General features: G+C 45.4%; 13 protein-coding genes and 1 other annotated feature. Of the genes, 1 reads left to right on the plus strand and 12 read right to left on the minus strand.

Translation table 11 applies throughout. From position 1 onward, the window contains the following. Nucleotides 1–119: 119 nt before the first annotated feature. The 8 genes from AC3Y23_RS24035 to AC3Y23_RS24070 form a co-directional block, all read right to left on the minus strand. On the minus strand, nt 120–2297 hold the full coding sequence (locus AC3Y23_RS24035; protein ID WP_379203844.1) for a serine hydrolase domain-containing protein: 2178 nt from the start codon (nt 2295–2297) through the stop codon (nt 120–122). Between the two features lie 21 nt (nt 2298–2318). Continuing rightward, nucleotides 2319–3395: a DUF5808 domain-containing protein gene (locus AC3Y23_RS24040; RefSeq protein ID WP_379203846.1), complete on the minus strand. Its 1077-nt coding sequence runs from the start codon at nt 3393–3395 to the stop codon at nt 2319–2321. Next, complete coding sequence (locus tag AC3Y23_RS24045; RefSeq protein ID WP_379203848.1) at nt 3392–3793, minus strand: GntR family transcriptional regulator; 402 nt, start codon at nt 3791–3793, stop codon at nt 3392–3394. The genes AC3Y23_RS24040 and AC3Y23_RS24045 overlap by 4 nt, the downstream gene beginning before the upstream one ends. 562 nt (nt 3794–4355) lie before the next feature. Continuing rightward, nucleotides 4356–4877, minus strand: a complete 522-nt coding sequence (locus AC3Y23_RS24050; protein WP_379203850.1) for a hypothetical protein — start codon at nt 4875–4877, stop codon at nt 4356–4358. 79 nt (nt 4878–4956) lie between these two features. Then, nucleotides 4957–5508 (minus strand): hypothetical protein, encoded by a 552-nt coding sequence (locus tag AC3Y23_RS24055; protein WP_379203852.1) that lies wholly within the window; start codon nt 5506–5508, stop codon nt 4957–4959. 131 nt (nt 5509–5639) lie between these two features. Then, entirely contained in the window at nt 5640–7817 is a 2178-nt protein-coding gene (locus AC3Y23_RS24060; RefSeq protein ID WP_379203854.1) for a serine hydrolase domain-containing protein, read from the minus strand. 512 nt (nt 7818–8329) lie between these two features. After that, on the minus strand, nt 8330–8854 hold the full coding sequence (locus tag AC3Y23_RS24065) for a hypothetical protein (RefSeq protein WP_379203856.1): 525 nt from the start codon (nt 8852–8854) through the stop codon (nt 8330–8332). 82 nt (nt 8855–8936) lie between these two features. Beyond that, a complete protein-coding gene (locus AC3Y23_RS24070) occupies nt 8937–9419 on the minus strand; it encodes a DUF5412 family protein (protein ID WP_379203858.1) in 483 nt (160 codons plus the stop codon). Nucleotides 9420–9511: 92 nt separating this feature from the next. Here AC3Y23_RS24070 and AC3Y23_RS24075 point away from each other — a divergent pair, with 92 nt between their 5' ends. After that, nucleotides 9512–10570, plus strand: coding sequence for a hypothetical protein (locus tag AC3Y23_RS24075; RefSeq protein WP_379203860.1), 1059 nt, complete (start codon nt 9512–9514; stop codon nt 10568–10570). A gap of 414 nt (nt 10571–10984) precedes the next feature. Here the strand turns inward: AC3Y23_RS24075 and AC3Y23_RS24080 are convergent, their stop codons facing one another. The 4 genes from AC3Y23_RS24080 to AC3Y23_RS24095 form a co-directional block, all read right to left on the minus strand. Next, complete coding sequence (locus AC3Y23_RS24080) at nt 10985–11791, minus strand: class I SAM-dependent methyltransferase (protein ID WP_379203862.1); 807 nt, start codon at nt 11789–11791, stop codon at nt 10985–10987. Nucleotides 11792–11848: 57 nt separating this feature from the next. Beyond that, nucleotides 11849–12075 (minus strand) — a binding site (T-box leader). A gap of 96 nt (nt 12076–12171) precedes the next feature. Beyond that, entirely contained in the window at nt 12172–13887 is a 1716-nt protein-coding gene (locus AC3Y23_RS24085) for a proline--tRNA ligase (protein WP_379203864.1), read from the minus strand. Between the two features lie 531 nt (nt 13888–14418). Beyond that, nucleotides 14419–15906, minus strand: coding sequence for a glutamate synthase subunit beta (locus tag AC3Y23_RS24090; RefSeq protein WP_379203866.1), 1488 nt, complete (start codon nt 15904–15906; stop codon nt 14419–14421). A 223-nt stretch (nt 15907–16129) separates the two neighbouring features. Then, complete coding sequence (locus AC3Y23_RS24095) at nt 16130–16627, minus strand: dihydrofolate reductase (protein WP_379203868.1); 498 nt, start codon at nt 16625–16627, stop codon at nt 16130–16132. Nucleotides 16628–16637 lie beyond the last annotated feature (10 nt).

Here is a 16637-nt window from a genome sequence, read left to right on the forward strand (position 1 = left end):
AAGAAATTTAAATATTTGGGGTGCTTTTTTATTATAAGTAAACTCTCCCTGATGCCTGTTAGCTGAATAAAGGCAGCCGACCATTTAGATCGACTGCCTTCTTAATACCTATTGCGATGCTACTGCGCCGAAATCTCGAACTTCGCGCCGGCATCTCCGGCGAAAACAATCGTTCCTCCCGCCGGCAGTTCCACCTTATCCTTGCTTCCGATGACACTGAAGTAGGTGCATGCTCCCTTCGCATTATAAACGGCAAAGGAGGCGTTCGCGGACATGTTCACCTTAATGCTTTTTCCCCCGTCTTTGTCACTTATCGTATACCACCTGGCGTATCCGCTGGGCGGAATCGTAACGATTGATTTCTTAGCGACGTAGATAGGCTTCACGGCGTTTTCGTTCACCAAGATGCTTCCACCAATATTAAGGTGCTCAACGCCATTCTCTGTAAAAAACGTATAACCTGAGAGGTCACGCCCGCTCATTCCCGGAATTTGCAATTCGGAGACGGCCGTATTCGGGCCTGTAATTCGCTTATCGAGCACATACCCCGGCAATTGCTTCGACACATTCAATTGGATGATTCCTGTACCCAGATAACCAATCGACGTGTACTTCTCATTCAGCAGATAATATTTCTTGCCGTCACGCTGACTCCATGCTGCTTTTGTCTCTGCTGGTAGATTTGAGGGGAGGAGCTTCTCGGCATTGTACACTGATATAGACATCTGCCCAAGGCCTGGCAACGAAACGTATTGACGAATCCATAAGTAGACGCGGCCGTTCTCCTCGTTCACGAAGCTGATCTTCGCATTCCCGTCTGCACTCCGAAACGTGCCGTCCGCTGAGAACTCGAAGATTTGGGCCGGATTACCGGGTGACTGCTCCGAAGTGATAGACATGACGCCGCCTTTGGTGATATCTACCTTTATCGTTACATTGGTCGCGCCATAAATTCCCGAATACTGCAGCACGGATTCCGGCATATTCCCCTTGACCGGCGCACCGAATGATTTCTCAGGCTTGAATTCGGCTATTGTCCCTTTTTCCTTCAACGCCTGAAGCAGGATTTCGTTCGCCATAAGCCGGTCGAACGTAGCGTTCCCTCCAGAAGTGATAACCGCTGCCGCCAAGTTCTGTTCGGGAAGCACGACGAGCGAAGAGTGATAGAGAATTGTGTCCCCGCCTTTGGTCAGCCCCTTCATCCCGTATTCGCTGAATGGATACAGATTGACGCTGTCCCAACCGAGACCGTAAGCGTAATCGAATGAGGCGGCCGTATCGTCAGGCCACAAAGGCGTCTCGTATTCGTTTTGCGCCATGGCCGCAGCCGATTTTCCTGACAAAACTTCTTCCGCTTTACCTGTAAAAATTTGAGAGAATCTAGCCAAGTCTTCCGCTGTGGAGTAGATGCCTCCCGCTCCGATCACATTGGCTGTCTCGTTCGGAAGTTGTCCTGGGTAGGTGGGATAAAAGAGTCCCGCCATCCTCGCTGTGCTTGGAGAATCAAGTGGCGTCTTCGTATTAGCCATACCTAGAGGTTGTGTAATAAATTTATGAATATATGAGGTAAAGTCCATGCCGCTGACTCGTTCGACCAGAATCTCGGCTAACGTAAATCCGTCATTGCAATAAACCGAATAAGCGCCCGGGGCAGCCTTTAAAGTCTGACCTGCTAATTGCTCCAGCAGTGTGTCGTGGGCGTAAGTATCGTTATCTTCGAATAAAAAAGCATTCGTTAGCGACGATCCATTCAGACCGGAAGAATGATTCAGCAGCATGCGCGGCGTAATCTGCTTGTAGCGTTCATCCTTCATTCTAAACTCGGGGATATACTGAACGACCGGCGTATCCAAATCGATTTTCCCTTGGTCGACCAACTGCATGAGGGAAACCGCAGTAAACATTTTACTCGTTGAGCCGATCCCGTACATCGTGTCTTTCGTGAGCGGCTTTTGTCCCTTCTCGTCATTCTTGCCGGATTGGCCGGATACGACGATGTTGCCATGATCGATAATCGCGTACTGCACGCTATTCGTGCCGTAAGCATTCGTGAGGAGATCTGCCTTCTCCTTTGCAGTTTTCCTGGTTGCTTCGTAGGTGAGCACAGCCTTGTTCGAAGGCGAATCTTTTACTGCCGTTTTCGCAGTTAAAGATACAGCGCCTGACTCGATCACCTCAGATGTATTCGGTGCCACTGCAATGTTGTGCATGTCTGCCAGTGCAGTGTTTTCGCCCCAGGAGGTTAGTAGCAAACACGCGGATAGCACAGCTGCCATGATCCATCGGTTTTTTCTCATTTGAACGCTCCTTCCCAATGTTTATTTGTTTAAAATAGGAAACATAAGGATATATTCAATTACCGGCACAGCCAGGATCGCAGCGACTATGATCTTACTGAGCGGATTGGCCATATTGATCGTCCAGCCGAAACCGTGAATGTTCGGAACGATCAACGCCGGATCTTCTGGGTTCACATAAATGCTGCCGAGCCACTTCCAGTGCCTCTCCTCCATCGACGGAACGTCCCTTACCTGATCAATACCTTTGATTCGCAGGTAAAGCATAACGCCGATCAGTGCCAAGAAGAGTACTGTACAAAGCAGCATACCGGAGAGGAAAAGCAAGTTCTCCTTCCAGCCATACAACGTTATGGCTTGCTCCACCCCTACGAATATAACCATCAGGAGCGAAGCAGTCCAAGTCAGAATGGAATGGATTTTCTTGTGCTTCAACTGTTTTTCCAAAGAACCCTTCCGGTCCTGGGGATCCAGCGATGTCCTGGCTCGCTTGATCACCAGATTATAACAAACGAAAAAGGTGATATTCAGCGCTTGCACGATGTTCAACGCGAACACGGTCCATACGGATTTGTAAAAGTCATGCCTTCCGAGATGCAACCACCCCGGAATCGTATCCCACCTCGCAATAGCAAAGAAAATGCATAACGCCATCACGGCGACATTTGCTGAATACCACCAAGAATTCAGCACCGCTCCATGCGTCCGGCCAATCCCGAGGCTCGCTGCGCGCTTCGTCTGCACGACAACCTCCCAGCCTCTTGCTGCCTTCAAGCGCTCTGCGGACCTTCGGCTGATCCACGTAGCGAAGAAAGACGCAAATATTAAAAGCAAGAGGGCTGTCGTCCAAATTAGGAGACTCCGCACCGGTTGATGACGCACCCATAAAAAGCAAGCGCCTCCGATGACAACCGCAAAACCGCTGGTAAGCAAAGCGTAATTCCGACGAATGACTCGGACGGCCGCGTCCTGCAAGGCCTCAACCGGCAAGACAATGCCGAACAGCAGGGTCCGCAAGCCGATAAAGGCCTGTAAGCTGAGCATCAGCGTAAGCATAAAATAACTGCCGGACATTATGATCATGGCTTCTTGTTTCAACGTTGTTCCCCTCCACGATTTGTAATCATATCCCGGTACACCGATTTGCTCTCCTCTGCGAATGCCTCTTCCGACATGCCCCGCACCGCGGCGGCGGCTGCAAGAGACCGCAGCTGCCGCCTGAGCTTCTCTTCGAAATCCTCCGTCACGCCAGGCATCCCGTCGGGCTGAATGATAACGCCCTTCTTTCGGTGTACTTGGAGTAAGCCCTCTTGCTTGAGCAAATTGTAGGCTTTATTGACGGTGTGGAGATTGATTCCTAAGTCCTCCGCCAAGCTCCGGATCGACGGAAGCGGATCCCCCGGCTGCAAAGCACCAGAAGCGATCCCCTCGATGATTTGGTCAACCAGCTGTGTGTAGATGGGGGTTTCCGATTGCAGATCGAGCTCTATAAACAAAAATATCCCTCCTTATGACAGTTGCTGTGTGTCTTCAAGATGCAAGTGGGGTCGATAATGCTATACAAATGCAAGTCGACCGCAAGTACGTTTGCCTTATGTAATAGAATGAGGGAGTCGAAGTAGTTCTATATCGCATCACCTCCGCATCTGTTATATTACATATATAACACACATGGAAATGATATACAAGATTCCGTTGTAAATTCTTCCATCTTATTTCGTATAATTTTTAATATTCTTAAAGCTTTGAACATAGTGTCACTTGGGTTTGCGTAGGCAATAATACTAAACAATCCTGCGCTTAGTCTAATAAAAAAGGCAGCTGATTTTTATGATCAGCTACCTTGGCAAACTTCTCCTTGTTTGATTCAACTGTCGTTCTCCTTTTGCTCAATGCTTTACTTCGTTTTCGGATGAATCAAATTGTTCTTAAGCGAGGACTGCATGGATTTTATTTGTTATTTCGTTAATGTTGCGGGAAGAAAGTAAAATAACTATAGCCCAATAATTATCGTTGGTAGCATTATGCTTATTGAGCTTTCTTGTTCCGTTAGTTCAATCATTTAACTTCAATAACAAAACCTGCTGATGTACTGCCTTTTGAAAATTTACCATCTTCTGTTGTCCAGACCGCTGAAATCCCATAGTAATAAGTCCCTTGTTCTTTTGGGGCATTAAAAGAGTCATTATTCAAAGGGATTTGTATTGTTGTATTATCGATAAATTGCTCAATATACAACCCATTAGGTGCTGGTTTATAAGCAAAAGAAACTTTAATATCTCTATCAGGTGTTATAGCAGTAGGAGCAACCCCTCTTAACATTGTAATTCCGCCTTCATAATCCGCGCATACACTGCCCCAACAATAACTACTCTGAATAACTGGAATTTGAGTTTGATCTGAAATAACACTTGGTAGAGGTGGGGATTTTTTTATAATTCTAATACCAACGCTCCTAGCGTATCCTTCAAGTCTTGTATTTGCTACAAGGTTTCCTACAAAAGGCGTTAAATAAATGAACACAACCAGTAAAGCTAAAGATCCCGTAACAAGTATAATAAATGCTTTTTTTCGACGCATCCCAAGCCCCTTTAACATAAATATAGGCGTGATTTTACCGTATTGGTTACATCACCTGATTATATTTTGATTCAGATTTTTAATTGATTATTATATTGTTTTCATCATAATAAATTAATTCGGCAGGAAATGTTTTTTTAAAATCACTTGATAGCTTCTCATACTTTACAAACATTTCCTCTTTAGAAACATCCGTTGTAAAACTAACTTCTTCATATACTAATTTAGTAACTATATGATTAATTTTTAAACCAGGATTTTTCCCGATTAAAATTCCATACTCACCTTCATTTGTCCTTATATTTACGTACGATACTTCATTAGTCCCGTATCCTGCTAGTTCAATCTTGTATTTTCCATTCAACCCTTTAATTAAGTGCGAGTATCCTATATCATCATTTTCCAAACGAAATAATGCGATATATGAATTTGAATGATTTACTCGTACAACCTTTATAAGGTTAGCACTAATATGTTCCGTTTTCCCTCTGTTTAACCACTCATTCAAATTAGATTGAATAGATACATTTGCATCTTTAATATAATATTGATTAAAATAATACAATGAATACCCAATACAAAGGACTATTAGCAATAAAGAAAAACAAATCACCTTTTTGACTCTATACATTTAATCACTCCAAAATGTTGAGTTTCAAATTCCTGATATTTCCACCTCCAATTCGTCCAACTTTTCTTGAAGAATCTTCTTTCTTATACGCAGGACTATATCTCCCAAGTTATGAAACTCCTATTGCGACGTTACTGCGCGGAAATCTCGAACTTCGTACCGGCATCCCCGGCAAAAACAATCGATCCTCCCACAGGCAGTTCGACCTGTTCCTTGCCTCCGATGACACTGAAGTAAATGCATGTTCCCTTCGCATCATAAACAGCGAAGGAGGCGTTCGAGGACATGTTCACCTGGGCGGTCTTGCCCCCGTCTTCCTCTTTTATCGTATACCACTTGGCATATCCATCGGGTGGAATCGTAACGGTTGACTTCTTAGCAAAGTTAAAAGGCTTCACGGCATCCTCGTTCACTAAGATGAATCCACCAAGATTCAAGTACTCAACGCCATCTTGTGTAAAGAACGCAAGACTTGAGAGATCACGCCCGTTCAATCCCGGGATTTGCAGTTCGGAGACAGCTGAATTCTGGCCGGTTATTCGCTTATCGAGCACATATCCCGGCAATTGTTTTGACATGTTCAATGGGATGGGCGGCGACACCAAATAATAGATCGATGTATACTTCACATTCAGCAAATAATACTTCTTGCCGTCACGCTGCATCCATGTTTTTTTTGTCTTTTCCGGAAGATTTTGAGGCTGAAGCTTCTCAGCATTGTACATGGATATTGCCCCCTGCCCTAGACCCGGTAACGAAATGTATCGACGAAGCCATTGGTAGGTGCGGCCGTTCTCCTCTGTCACGAAGCTAATCATCCCTTTCCCATCTGCACTGAGGAACGTACCGTCTGACGAATACTCGTAGATTTCAGCTGGATGATCAGGCGATTGCTCCGAAGTGATGGACATGACGCCACTTTTGTTAATATCGATGTTTAACGTCCCAGTATACATACCATAGATTCCCGAATACTCCAGCATGGCCTCTGGCATATCAGCCTTTACCGGAGCGCCGTACGATTTCTCAGGCTTGAATTCGGCAAATATCCCTTTCTCCTTAAGCGCTTGTAACAGGATTCCGTTCGCCAGAAGCTGGTTGCTCGTACTGCTTCCGCCGGAAGAGACGACAGCTGCTGCTATGTCCTGCTCGGGAAGCACGACGAGCGAGGAATGAATGAGAGGCGTGTCCCCGCCTTTGGTCAGTGCCTTTATTCCGTATTCGCTGAAGGGATACAGATTGACACTGTCCCAGCCAAGACCGTATGCGATTGAGTTATCCGCATTGTCAGGCCACAAAGGTGTCTTATACTCTTCTTGCGTCATGGCCGCAGCCGATTTGCCCGACAAGACTTCCTCTGCTCGCCCTGTGAAAATTTGCGAGAATCGAACTAAATCTTCTGCCGTGGAATTGATGCCTCCCGTTCCAATCACGTTAACCGACTGGTTGGGAAGTTGCCCTATGTAAGTAGGATAATAGAGCCCCGCCATCTGCGCTTTGTCCTGAGAATCGAGCGGCGTATTCGTATTGATCATACCTAGAGGTTCCGTAATATATCGATGGATATAAGAGGTGAAGTTCATACCGCTGACACGCTCGACCAGAATCTCGGCCAGTGTAAACCCGTCATTGCAGTAAACCGAGTAAGCACCCGGGTCTGCTTTCAAGGTCTGCCCGGCCAGTTGCTTCAGCAGTGTGTCGTGGGCATAAGTATCGTTATCTTCGAATAAAACGGCGTCTATAAACGATGATCCGTTCAGACCGGAAGAATGATTAAGCAGCATGCGCGGCGTAATCTGTTTGTAGCGTTCATCTGTCATCGTAAACTCGGGGATGTACTGGACGACAGGCGTATCCAAATCGATTTTCCCTTGGTCGACCAACTGCATGACGGCAACCGTGGTAAACATTTTACTCGTCGAGCCGATCCCGTATATTGTGTCTTTCGTGAGCGGCTTCTGTCCCTGCTCATCATTCTTGCCAGTTTGGCCGGATACGACGATGTTGCCATGATCGATAATAGCGTACTGCACGCTGTTCGTATCGTAATTTTTCGTCAGGAGATCCGCCTTCTCCTTTGCAACCTTCCGGGTAATTTCGTATGTAAGCCAAGCTTCATTCGAAGGTGAGTCCATTGCCGCCGTCGGCACGGTTGTTGGGACAGCGATCGGCTCGGTTACCTCAGACGTATTCAGTGCCTCTGCTACGTTCTGCATCTCAGCCACTGGTGTGTTGTCGTCGCAGGCGGTTAACAGCATAAGCAGACACAAGAATAGCATAGCTACGATTTTCCATCGGCTTTTCATCATTTGAATTCTCCTTCCCTAATTTCGATCACCGGAACGGTTATGATAATGACGCAGCCATATGAACAGCAACACCGACGGTTTCTTGGCCTTCGATAGCACTTCAAGGAAAGAGGCGCATTAGCAGCACATCAGCATTAGTGCAAGCGATCATTAAGTATGTGCGATGTTGACATGTAGAAGCAATTTCATTTCGCATCACCCCCATATTTGTTATATTACATGTATAACACTAATGGGAATGATATACAAGATAATATTGTAAATTCCTCCATATTGTTTCGTCTGATTTTAATATTCTTAAAGCTTTGAACTACAGTGTAAAATGAGTTTGCGCAGATAATAGCACTAAACGAACCTGTTCTTAGCCTAATAAAAACGGCAGCTGATTTATGGTCAGCTGCCGTGGCATCCTTATTCAATTTTCCTGCGTATAAGCACAACAAAGGAAAACGATTATTTAAATCGATCGCTTCTCCTAATGCTCTTTTAGTTCTCATATCCCGTAAGTTCAATCATTTAACTTCAATAACAAAAACTGCTGAAGTATCACCTTTCGAAGATTTACCATCATCTGTTTTCCAGAGCGCTCGAATCCAATAGTAATAAGTACCTTGTTCTTTGGGAGCATTAAAAGAGCCCTTATTTAAAGGGATTTGTATTGTTTTATCATCGATAAATTGCTGAACATCCAACTCATTAGGTGCTGGTTTATAAGCAAAAGAAACTTTAATATCCCCTTCAGATGTTATAGCAGTAGGAGTAACCCCCTTTAACATTGTACTTCCCCCTACATAATCCACACATCCTAAATTGCCCCAACAATAACTTCTCTGAATAACTGGAATTTGAGTTTGCCCCGAAGTAACACTGGGTAGCGGTGGGGATTTTTTTATAATTTTAACCCCAACGCTCCTAGCATATCCTTCAAGCCTTGTTTTTGCTACAAGGTTTCCTGCAAAAGGAGTTACATAGACGAACACTACCAGTAAAACTAAAAGTCCCATAGCAAGTATTATAAATGCCTTTTTCCGATACATCCCAAGCCCCCTATAGGCGTGATTTTACCGTATTAGTACTTCATCTAACTTAAGTATGAATTAAACTCCTCTACTCGTCAGTTCAAAAACCAAGCAATTTAAAAATAAGACCCACCTTAATGCCCTCCGCTTGGTAGCAGTTTTCGAAGTTCCCTTTAAGCAATAGACTTCGGCAAGCAGCTCCTGATTCTTCATAGATATCTGTATTTACATTCAAATCAATATTTCTATAGTCATTATATTTAGGACTTTCATTCTTTATAGAAAGGATGTCAGAGGATTTCCAAGATAGCGAAAAATCATCTTTATGGTTACTTGAATATACCTTTTTCTTCTTACCAGTCTGAGTTTGTTCAACCTCGATAATATACATTACCCCACCTGCTGCACCGCCATACTCTAAATAATACGCGTTAGCTTTATATTGACCGTCTGGTGATTCTATGGGATCTAGAAATTGTGTTGCGTTATCAAGGCTTTTGAAATTATAAAAGTACCTATTATAGCCAATTAACAGTAATATACCAAAAATCAATAGTAAAATAATAACATATCTTTTTTTCACACCAAACCTCCAGTGTTGACCGGTCTAATATCACTCAAATATAATATCTGTAATATTCCATATTAATCCAAATGCACACAGGGGGAGAATGAATGACAATTGGTTCTGCACGTTCATTGTTTGATGAGTACTGTCATTTCAAGGAAATCAACCCGCTCGATATGGACGAGACACTATTGATGACTGCCCGGGAACAAGTATTGTCTGACATCGCTTTGAACGGATACACAAAGGAAGCAGTCCGACTAATGCACCGAATCTTGAGCTTCTTAGGTGATGGAGGGTTAAAGGAACGTGAAGATCACTTAAGAGTTTACATGCGTGAACCTCTGGAGCGAGACGAACGGTTTTGGGCTCACTGGGAACTAGTTGATACATTGGCACTATTAAAAAAATGTCAGGAGACAGTAGACGAACAACTCATGTTTCTACATTGGACAAAGGCGAACTGTGAACAAAAAGAATGGCCAGCTGTTATGTTCGATGGTACACAAGCACATTGCTGGGCGTGCGTGAACAGAATGACCGAATGGTTTGACATTTATTACAATATCATCAATTCAATAGAGCCAACTGAAGAGAACCGTAAAAATCGAGCGTCCTATATTAGGACAGCCGGCGAACATTTAGCATTCCACAATAAAATGGATGAAGCAATGAAAGAGTCAGAACGTCTGATGAAAGTCGTGGATGAGTCTGCACAATGGCCAGAGCGGGTTATTTTTTGGCTGGGCGCCACCACAATAAAGCTGGAGGTTTTCCGAAAAAAACAAGATTGGGAAAGCTACGATCAACAGGTACAGCATATTATGGCTCTACTTGAAACGGACTCGCTTGATATCGACAAGAAGAAGTTTATCGCTAATGATCTCGGAGCCTGTCTTTTATGGGCTGGTCGATATCAGCAAGCACAGCCTTTATTCGAATTTATCATAAAACACGGCTCCGGCGGGATCACGCATTATTTTTTGGCAATATGTATCTGGTCATCGAAAAAAGATCGTATGCAAACTCTGCATCATTTGGCCATGGCTGAAAATGAAATCGTCGACAACCTGAACATGAGAGGCCGCTATATTGAAATGTTTAAGGAACAACCAGAATTTTCAGATGTCTGGGATGATCAGGAGTTTATGTCCGTTTTGAAATGATAAAACTCGCATATAGACCTCTTGTGCGACTAAACTAAATATGTCTTTGAAGCTCAACACTACATTCAGATGTTGTTGCAGTGACGTACTCCATATAATTCACAGAGCCGTTAAAGTTCAAATAAGCTTCATAACGCATGCGGATTGCAGGTAAAGTAATCAAATCCAGAACACTTTCCTTGGGAACCCACCTGCACTCGCTCGTTTCATCAGAAGTAGCTAACTCTCCGCCCACAGCTTTGCACACAAAATCAAACATAACCTTCGTCGGAACATCAGTCACACCGTCATACCATTTATGAATCGCCGTGTTGGAAACAACACTAATTAAATGGCTGACAGTGGTGTCTATTCCACTTTCCTCTTTGATTTCACGACCTCCTGATATGTTGAGTTTGTATAATTATTTACATATTACTTTCTTCTCCCTATATATAGCAAATGAGATGAAATTCCCAATACGGATGGATCTTTAGCAATGGAAATGAGAAAATTAACCATTCTATCATATTCACCTTGGTCTACCCAATACTGCTTTTGTTCATTTGAGAGCATTGCAGCGATGCTTGAAGAACCAATTAAATCTATCGTATCGAATCCATTCTTCTCCATAAAAGGTTTTACTTCATCAATGTTAAAATAAAACGCTCCTGTAAATCGACCTTTATCGTTATGATTGAACACCCCGGTCTCGTAGAACTCATTTATTGTATCCAAGTTATCATTGGGCTTCCAAAATTGTGGATATTGTAAAGATGTAATTGTCATTCTCATCCGACTTTGGATAGCGACAAAAACGATGCCGTTCCGCTTTGTTACACGATGTAACTCCCTAATTGCTGATATTCGTTCCTCTTCCTTTTGTAAATGGTATAGAGGACCAAGCATCAAAGAAGCATCATAGGTCTCGTCTGGTATCCCCTCTAAATGTGTTGCATTTAATACATGAAAACCGTTAAACTGTTCTGTCAATCCTAATTCGGATACCTTCTGTTTCGCTATTTCAACTAACTTAGGTGTTAGGTCAGATAGAGTTACGTTATATCCAAGCTTCGCTAGCTCTATTGAGTATTTACCTGGTCCTGCGCCATTATCTAATACAGTTCCGGATGAAGCTAAATACTGTTTTATAAAATGCAGATTAATAATAAACTCAAGCGGCTCTCGATCCAACCTCCCCCACTCATCAAATTGGGAGTAATAATCAATAATATTATCCATTGACCAAACACCTCTCATTAACTGTTTTTTGCAGAAAAACAAAAAACCTATCGCCTACAAAGAGGCGACAGGCTTAACCTTCGCGGTACCACTCTTCTTGATCGTTGTTATAAGTAAAAAGACAACGAATCTTAAAACCCGATTACGGAGATTAACCGTTAAGATCTACAAATGTTCGACCTTACCGCTCATGGGTGAGTTGGGGGAACCATTGACTGTCTTGCACCCACCGACAGCTCTCTGGGCAATAGTTAATCCTTAATACTCCCAATCATTGCGTTTAATCATATTCTAATTGAACTTAGTATACAGTTTACAAATATTTACTGTAAATAGGAAATTAATTTTAACTATTCTTCCCTTTCAATCTCGCCAAAAGCTTAATTCACCGCTGTACCACTATTTGTGATACGGTGAATAACATCATCAAGACCCATGCTTTCCTTCGTCAGCACCTTGCGCTCAATAAGCTCGACCTGACCTTCGGCAGCTCCCTTACCGATCACAACGGTGAATGGAAGGCCAATCAGCTCGGCATCCTTGAATTTCACGCCTGGACGCTCATCCCGATCATCGAGCAGCACTTCAATACCATGTTCACTCAGCGCCGTATAGAGATTCTCCGCAGCTGTGCGCTGGGCTTCATCCTTCACCGACATCAGCAAAATGTGTACCTGGAATGGCGCCAACGCCGCAGGCCAGCTTATCCCATGATCATCATGGTTCTGCTCCACTACGGCGGCGAGCAGCCGGGAAATACCGATGCCGTAACAGCCCATGATCATATCCGTATTTTTACCAGAAGGATCTAGATAGCGTGCACCCAGCTTCTCACTGTATTTGGTTCCTAGCTTGAAGACATGTCCGATTTCAATCCCATGATGGAATTTTAGCTCTCCTGAGCCGCAGCGTGGGCAGCTGTCTCCTTCCGCCACATTTCGGAAATCACCTACCTGACCCAGACTAAAATCCCGACCAGGCACTACATAACGAAGATGGTAATCTACTTCGCCAGCGCCGGCTACTCCATGTGCCATAGCTGCTACCTCTGCATCGACGAGCAGCGGAATCAGCAGCTCGACAGGACCAATAAAGCCACTCTCCGTCCCTGCCGCCGCTTCGACACTCTCGTAGCTCACGAGCGCAATCTCCTCAGCTCCCACCGCTTTTTTCACCTTGATCTCGTTGACTTCATGATCGCCCCTGACCAGAACGGCAAATACTTTGCCTCCGCCGGAGTAGATCAGGGTCTTGATGATCTCCTGAGGCTGCAGCCCCGCTGCTGCAAGCTGTTCGATGGTGCGTAGGCCTGGCGTATGGAATTTCTCTACGGCTGGCAGGTCTGCCTCCACTTTCGCCAATTGCTCGCTTGTCTTTGCAGATTCGGCCTGCTCCAGATTGGCTGCATAATTACATGCCGTACAGGCAGCAACGGTATCTTCGCCGATATCTGCAAGTGCCATGAATTCATGGCTGCCGCCTTCACCGCCAATCGCCCCCGAATCCGCCTCCACCGCACGGAAGATCAGTCCGCAACGTTCAAAGATCCGATGGTACGCGTTAAACATCGTCTGATAAGATTGGTCCAAGCTCTCCCATCCGTTATCGAAGGAGTAAGCATCCTTCATCAAGAACTCTCTGCCCCGCAGCAGTCCCGAGCGGGGACGTCGTTCATCACGGAACTTGGTCTGGATCTGATACAGCGTAACCGGCAGCTTCCGGTAAGAGCTGATCTCATTACGTACCAATGTAGTGATAACTTCCTCATGTGTTGGACCGAGCACGAATTCCCGGTCATGGCGATCCTGCAGAGTGATCAACTCCTTGCCATATACCCCGAACCGGCCTGATTCCTGCCACAGTTCAGCAGGCTGCATCGCTGGCAGCAGCACTTCCTGGGCTCCGGCCTTGTCCATCTCTTCTCTCACAATGTTCTCCAACTTGTGCAGAACACGCCGGCCAAGCGGCAGATAGCTATAAATCCCGGCAGCCAGCTGCCGGATATAACCGGCCCGCTGCAGCAGGCCATGACTAGCTGTTTCCGCTTCCGCCGGAGCCTCTCGTAAAGTATTAAGTAACAGATTGCTTTGGCGCATTTTCATCGTCCTCCTGATTTCCTTATAAAAAAAGCTGTTCATTGTCTGACACCTGCCATAACCTTCGCCAGAAAAAACAAAAAGACGCATTCGTCAGGGACGAATGCGTCGTGATACCACCCTGTTTCAACTGCCGCAAACAAACGTGGCAGTCCTCCATCGGATAACGGCCGAGTCCGGCAGCGTTTGTACTTTCTCACGCGCTGCTGCTTCCAAGGCAGGATGCACTCCGCTCGTTATGAGGAACCTTTCACCCGGTGGGTTCCCTCTCTGTTCCAACGATGATGGGACTGCAGATCCTTGGTCCATGCATTTTTCGATATGGTTACAAGCTGAATAAAGTTCAACTTACATAGATTGTAATTAATTTATACGATGACATGGAATTCGTCAAGAAGAGGATTTTATTTTTAAACGAAAGCATCCAGTATCTAAAGCCGCTGTGTAACACAAAAGAGACCGTTCCCCAGTTCTGAGAACTGAGAAGACGGTCTCTTCGTATAAGTAAATTACTTTTTTATAATAGTATTCTTAGACAAGTACAGTGGAGCCCATCAGGAATTTATCAACTTCACGGGCAGCTGCGCGCCCTTCGTTGATCGCCCATACCACCAGGCTTTGTCCACGACGCATGTCACCTGCAGCAAATACTTTCTCCACGTTAGTGTTGAACTTGCCATAACGTGCCTTCACGTTCGTGCGACGGTCCGTTTCCAGGTTCAACGCTTGAACCAGATCCTGTTCAGGTCCGTCGAATCCGATAGCAATCAGTGCCAATTGTGCAGGCAGTACAGTTTCTGTACCCGGGATCGGCTGATAGATTTTGCGTCCAGTCTCATCAACCGTCCGATGAATTTTCACCGTGTGTACTTCCTTCAGGTTGCCTTCCTCATCTCCGACGAATTTGGTCGTCATGATTGAGAACTCACGCGGATCATCACCGAATACTGCTTTAGCTTCCTGTTGTGCATAATCAAGGGTATACACATTCGGGAACTGCGGCCAAGGGTTAGCAATCGGATCACGCTCCAGTGGAGCCTTCTCATGCGTACCAAACTGGGTGATGCTGTTACAGCCATGACGAAGTGATGTAGCAACACAGTCGGAACCGGTATCCCCGCCGCCCAGAACGATGACGTCCTTGCCAGCTGCGGATACGAAGTTGCCATCTTCCAGGTTGGAATTCAGGTAGCTCTTGATCGTTCCATTCAGATAATCCATTGCGTACATAACGCCTTTCAGGTCACTGCCTTCTACGTTGAACTGACGTGCCTTGGTCGCTCCGCCGCAAAGTACAACTGCATCGAACTCGTCCACCAGCTGTTGTGCCGGGATATCCTTGCCGATCTCAGTGTTCACCACAAAGTTCACACCTTCTGCAGCAAGCAGATCCACACGACGCTGCACTACGCGTTTATCCAGTTTCATGGTTGGAATACCGTAGGTCAGAAGTCCGCCGATACGATCATTGCGTTCGTATACCGTAACGGTATGCCCCGCTTTGTTCAACTGTGCAGCAGCAGCCAGACCTGCCGGACCAGAACCAACAATTGCAACTTTCTTGCCAGTACGTTTCTCCGGAGGTGTCGGTACCACCCAGCCCTCTTCAAAACCCTTGTCGATAATTGCTAGCTCGATGGTCTTAATCGTTACCGGTTGGCCGATCAGGCCGACCGTACATGAGCCCTCACATGGAGCAGGACAGATGCTACCAGTGAATTCAGGAAAATTATTCGTCTTGTGCAGGCGCTCCAGCGCTTCTTGCCACAACCCGCGATAAACCAGATTATTCCATTCCGGAATCAGGTTGTGTACAGGGCAACCTGAGGTTCCGCCAGCCATATCAATACCGGTATGACAATAAGGGGTTCCGCAATCCATGCAGCGTGCACCCTGTGTCCGAAGCTCGTCCTCGGATAAATGGTGGTGGAACTCTTCCCAATCTTTTACCCGCTGCTCAGGATCACGATCACCTGGGAGCTGGCGTTTATACTCCATAAAACCTGTAGGTGTAGACATGTTTACGTTTCCCCCATCCGTTCTCTTCGTGTTGATATCTATAGTATATTGTAGCATACCTGTGGCTTAATGATGTCGTGAACAGTGCAACTTTAGTCCTGTGCATTCTATCGTTTAGCAATTTCTAATTTTAATTATATTAGCATTCCAGACTTTTGCACTGTAATGGATTAATCTGCTGATTATTTGTACTATTTCACATGTTGTGTTAGAGAAAACGCTTTTACGCCAGCTCCGTACGTTCATAGACTACAAAACGGTAATCATACGGATTCTTCTCATCTTTGATCCCAGGTGTACTGGAGACTTCCTTCCATTCATCCCAATTCACATCTGGAAAGAAGGTATCCCCGGCAAAATCATGCTCTATGCGGGTCACGATCAGCTTGTCTGCATAAGGCAGCACGATCCGGTAAATCTCAGCTCCGCCGATGACCATCAACTCATCCGTACGCTTCGCAGCTTCAAGCGCCTCCTCCAGCGAATGCACCACCTCTGCCCCTTCAGCAGTGAAGCTGTGATCTCTGGTCAGCACAATACTCGTTCTGCCTTTCAGCGGCTTACCGCCCAGCGAATCCCACGTTTTGCGGCCCATCAGCATCGTTTTCCCCATCGTCTCGCTCTTGAAGAAGGCAAAATCCCGTGGCAAATGCCAAGGCATGCTGTTATCCTTGCCGATCACACCCTTAACGTCCATAGCCCAGATCATGCTGATGCTCATTTCCATCTCT

The organism is Paenibacillus sp. MAHUQ-45, from assembly GCF_058133325.1.

Excerpts from the sequence above, each read along its gene's own strand:
- AC3Y23_RS24035 (WP_379203844.1), bottom strand. The coding sequence starts at position 2,297 with ATGAGAAAAAACCGATGGATCATGGCAGCTGTGCTATCCGCGTGTTTG.
- AC3Y23_RS24050 (WP_379203850.1), bottom strand. The coding sequence starts at position 4,877 with ATGCGTCGAAAAAAAGCATTTATTATACTTGTTACGGGATCTTTAGCT.
- AC3Y23_RS24055 (WP_379203852.1), bottom strand. The coding sequence starts at position 5,508 with ATGTATAGAGTCAAAAAGGTGATTTGTTTTTCTTTATTGCTAATAGTC.
- AC3Y23_RS24060 (WP_379203854.1), bottom strand. The coding sequence starts at position 7,817 with ATGATGAAAAGCCGATGGAAAATCGTAGCTATGCTATTCTTGTGTCTG.
- AC3Y23_RS24065 (WP_379203856.1), bottom strand. The coding sequence starts at position 8,854 with ATGTATCGGAAAAAGGCATTTATAATACTTGCTATGGGACTTTTAGTT.
- AC3Y23_RS24075 (WP_379203860.1), top strand. The coding sequence starts at position 9,512 with ATGACAATTGGTTCTGCACGTTCATTGTTTGATGAGTACTGTCATTTC.
- AC3Y23_RS24080 (WP_379203862.1), bottom strand. The coding sequence starts at position 11,791 with ATGGATAATATTATTGATTATTACTCCCAATTTGATGAGTGGGGGAGG.
- AC3Y23_RS24085 (WP_379203864.1), bottom strand. The coding sequence starts at position 13,887 with ATGCGCCAAAGCAATCTGTTACTTAATACTTTACGAGAGGCTCCGGCG.
- AC3Y23_RS24090 (WP_379203866.1), bottom strand. The coding sequence starts at position 15,906 with ATGTCTACACCTACAGGTTTTATGGAGTATAAACGCCAGCTCCCAGGT.
- AC3Y23_RS24095 (WP_379203868.1), bottom strand. The coding sequence starts at position 16,627 with ATGAGCATCAGCATGATCTGGGCTATGGACGTTAAGGGTGTGATCGGC.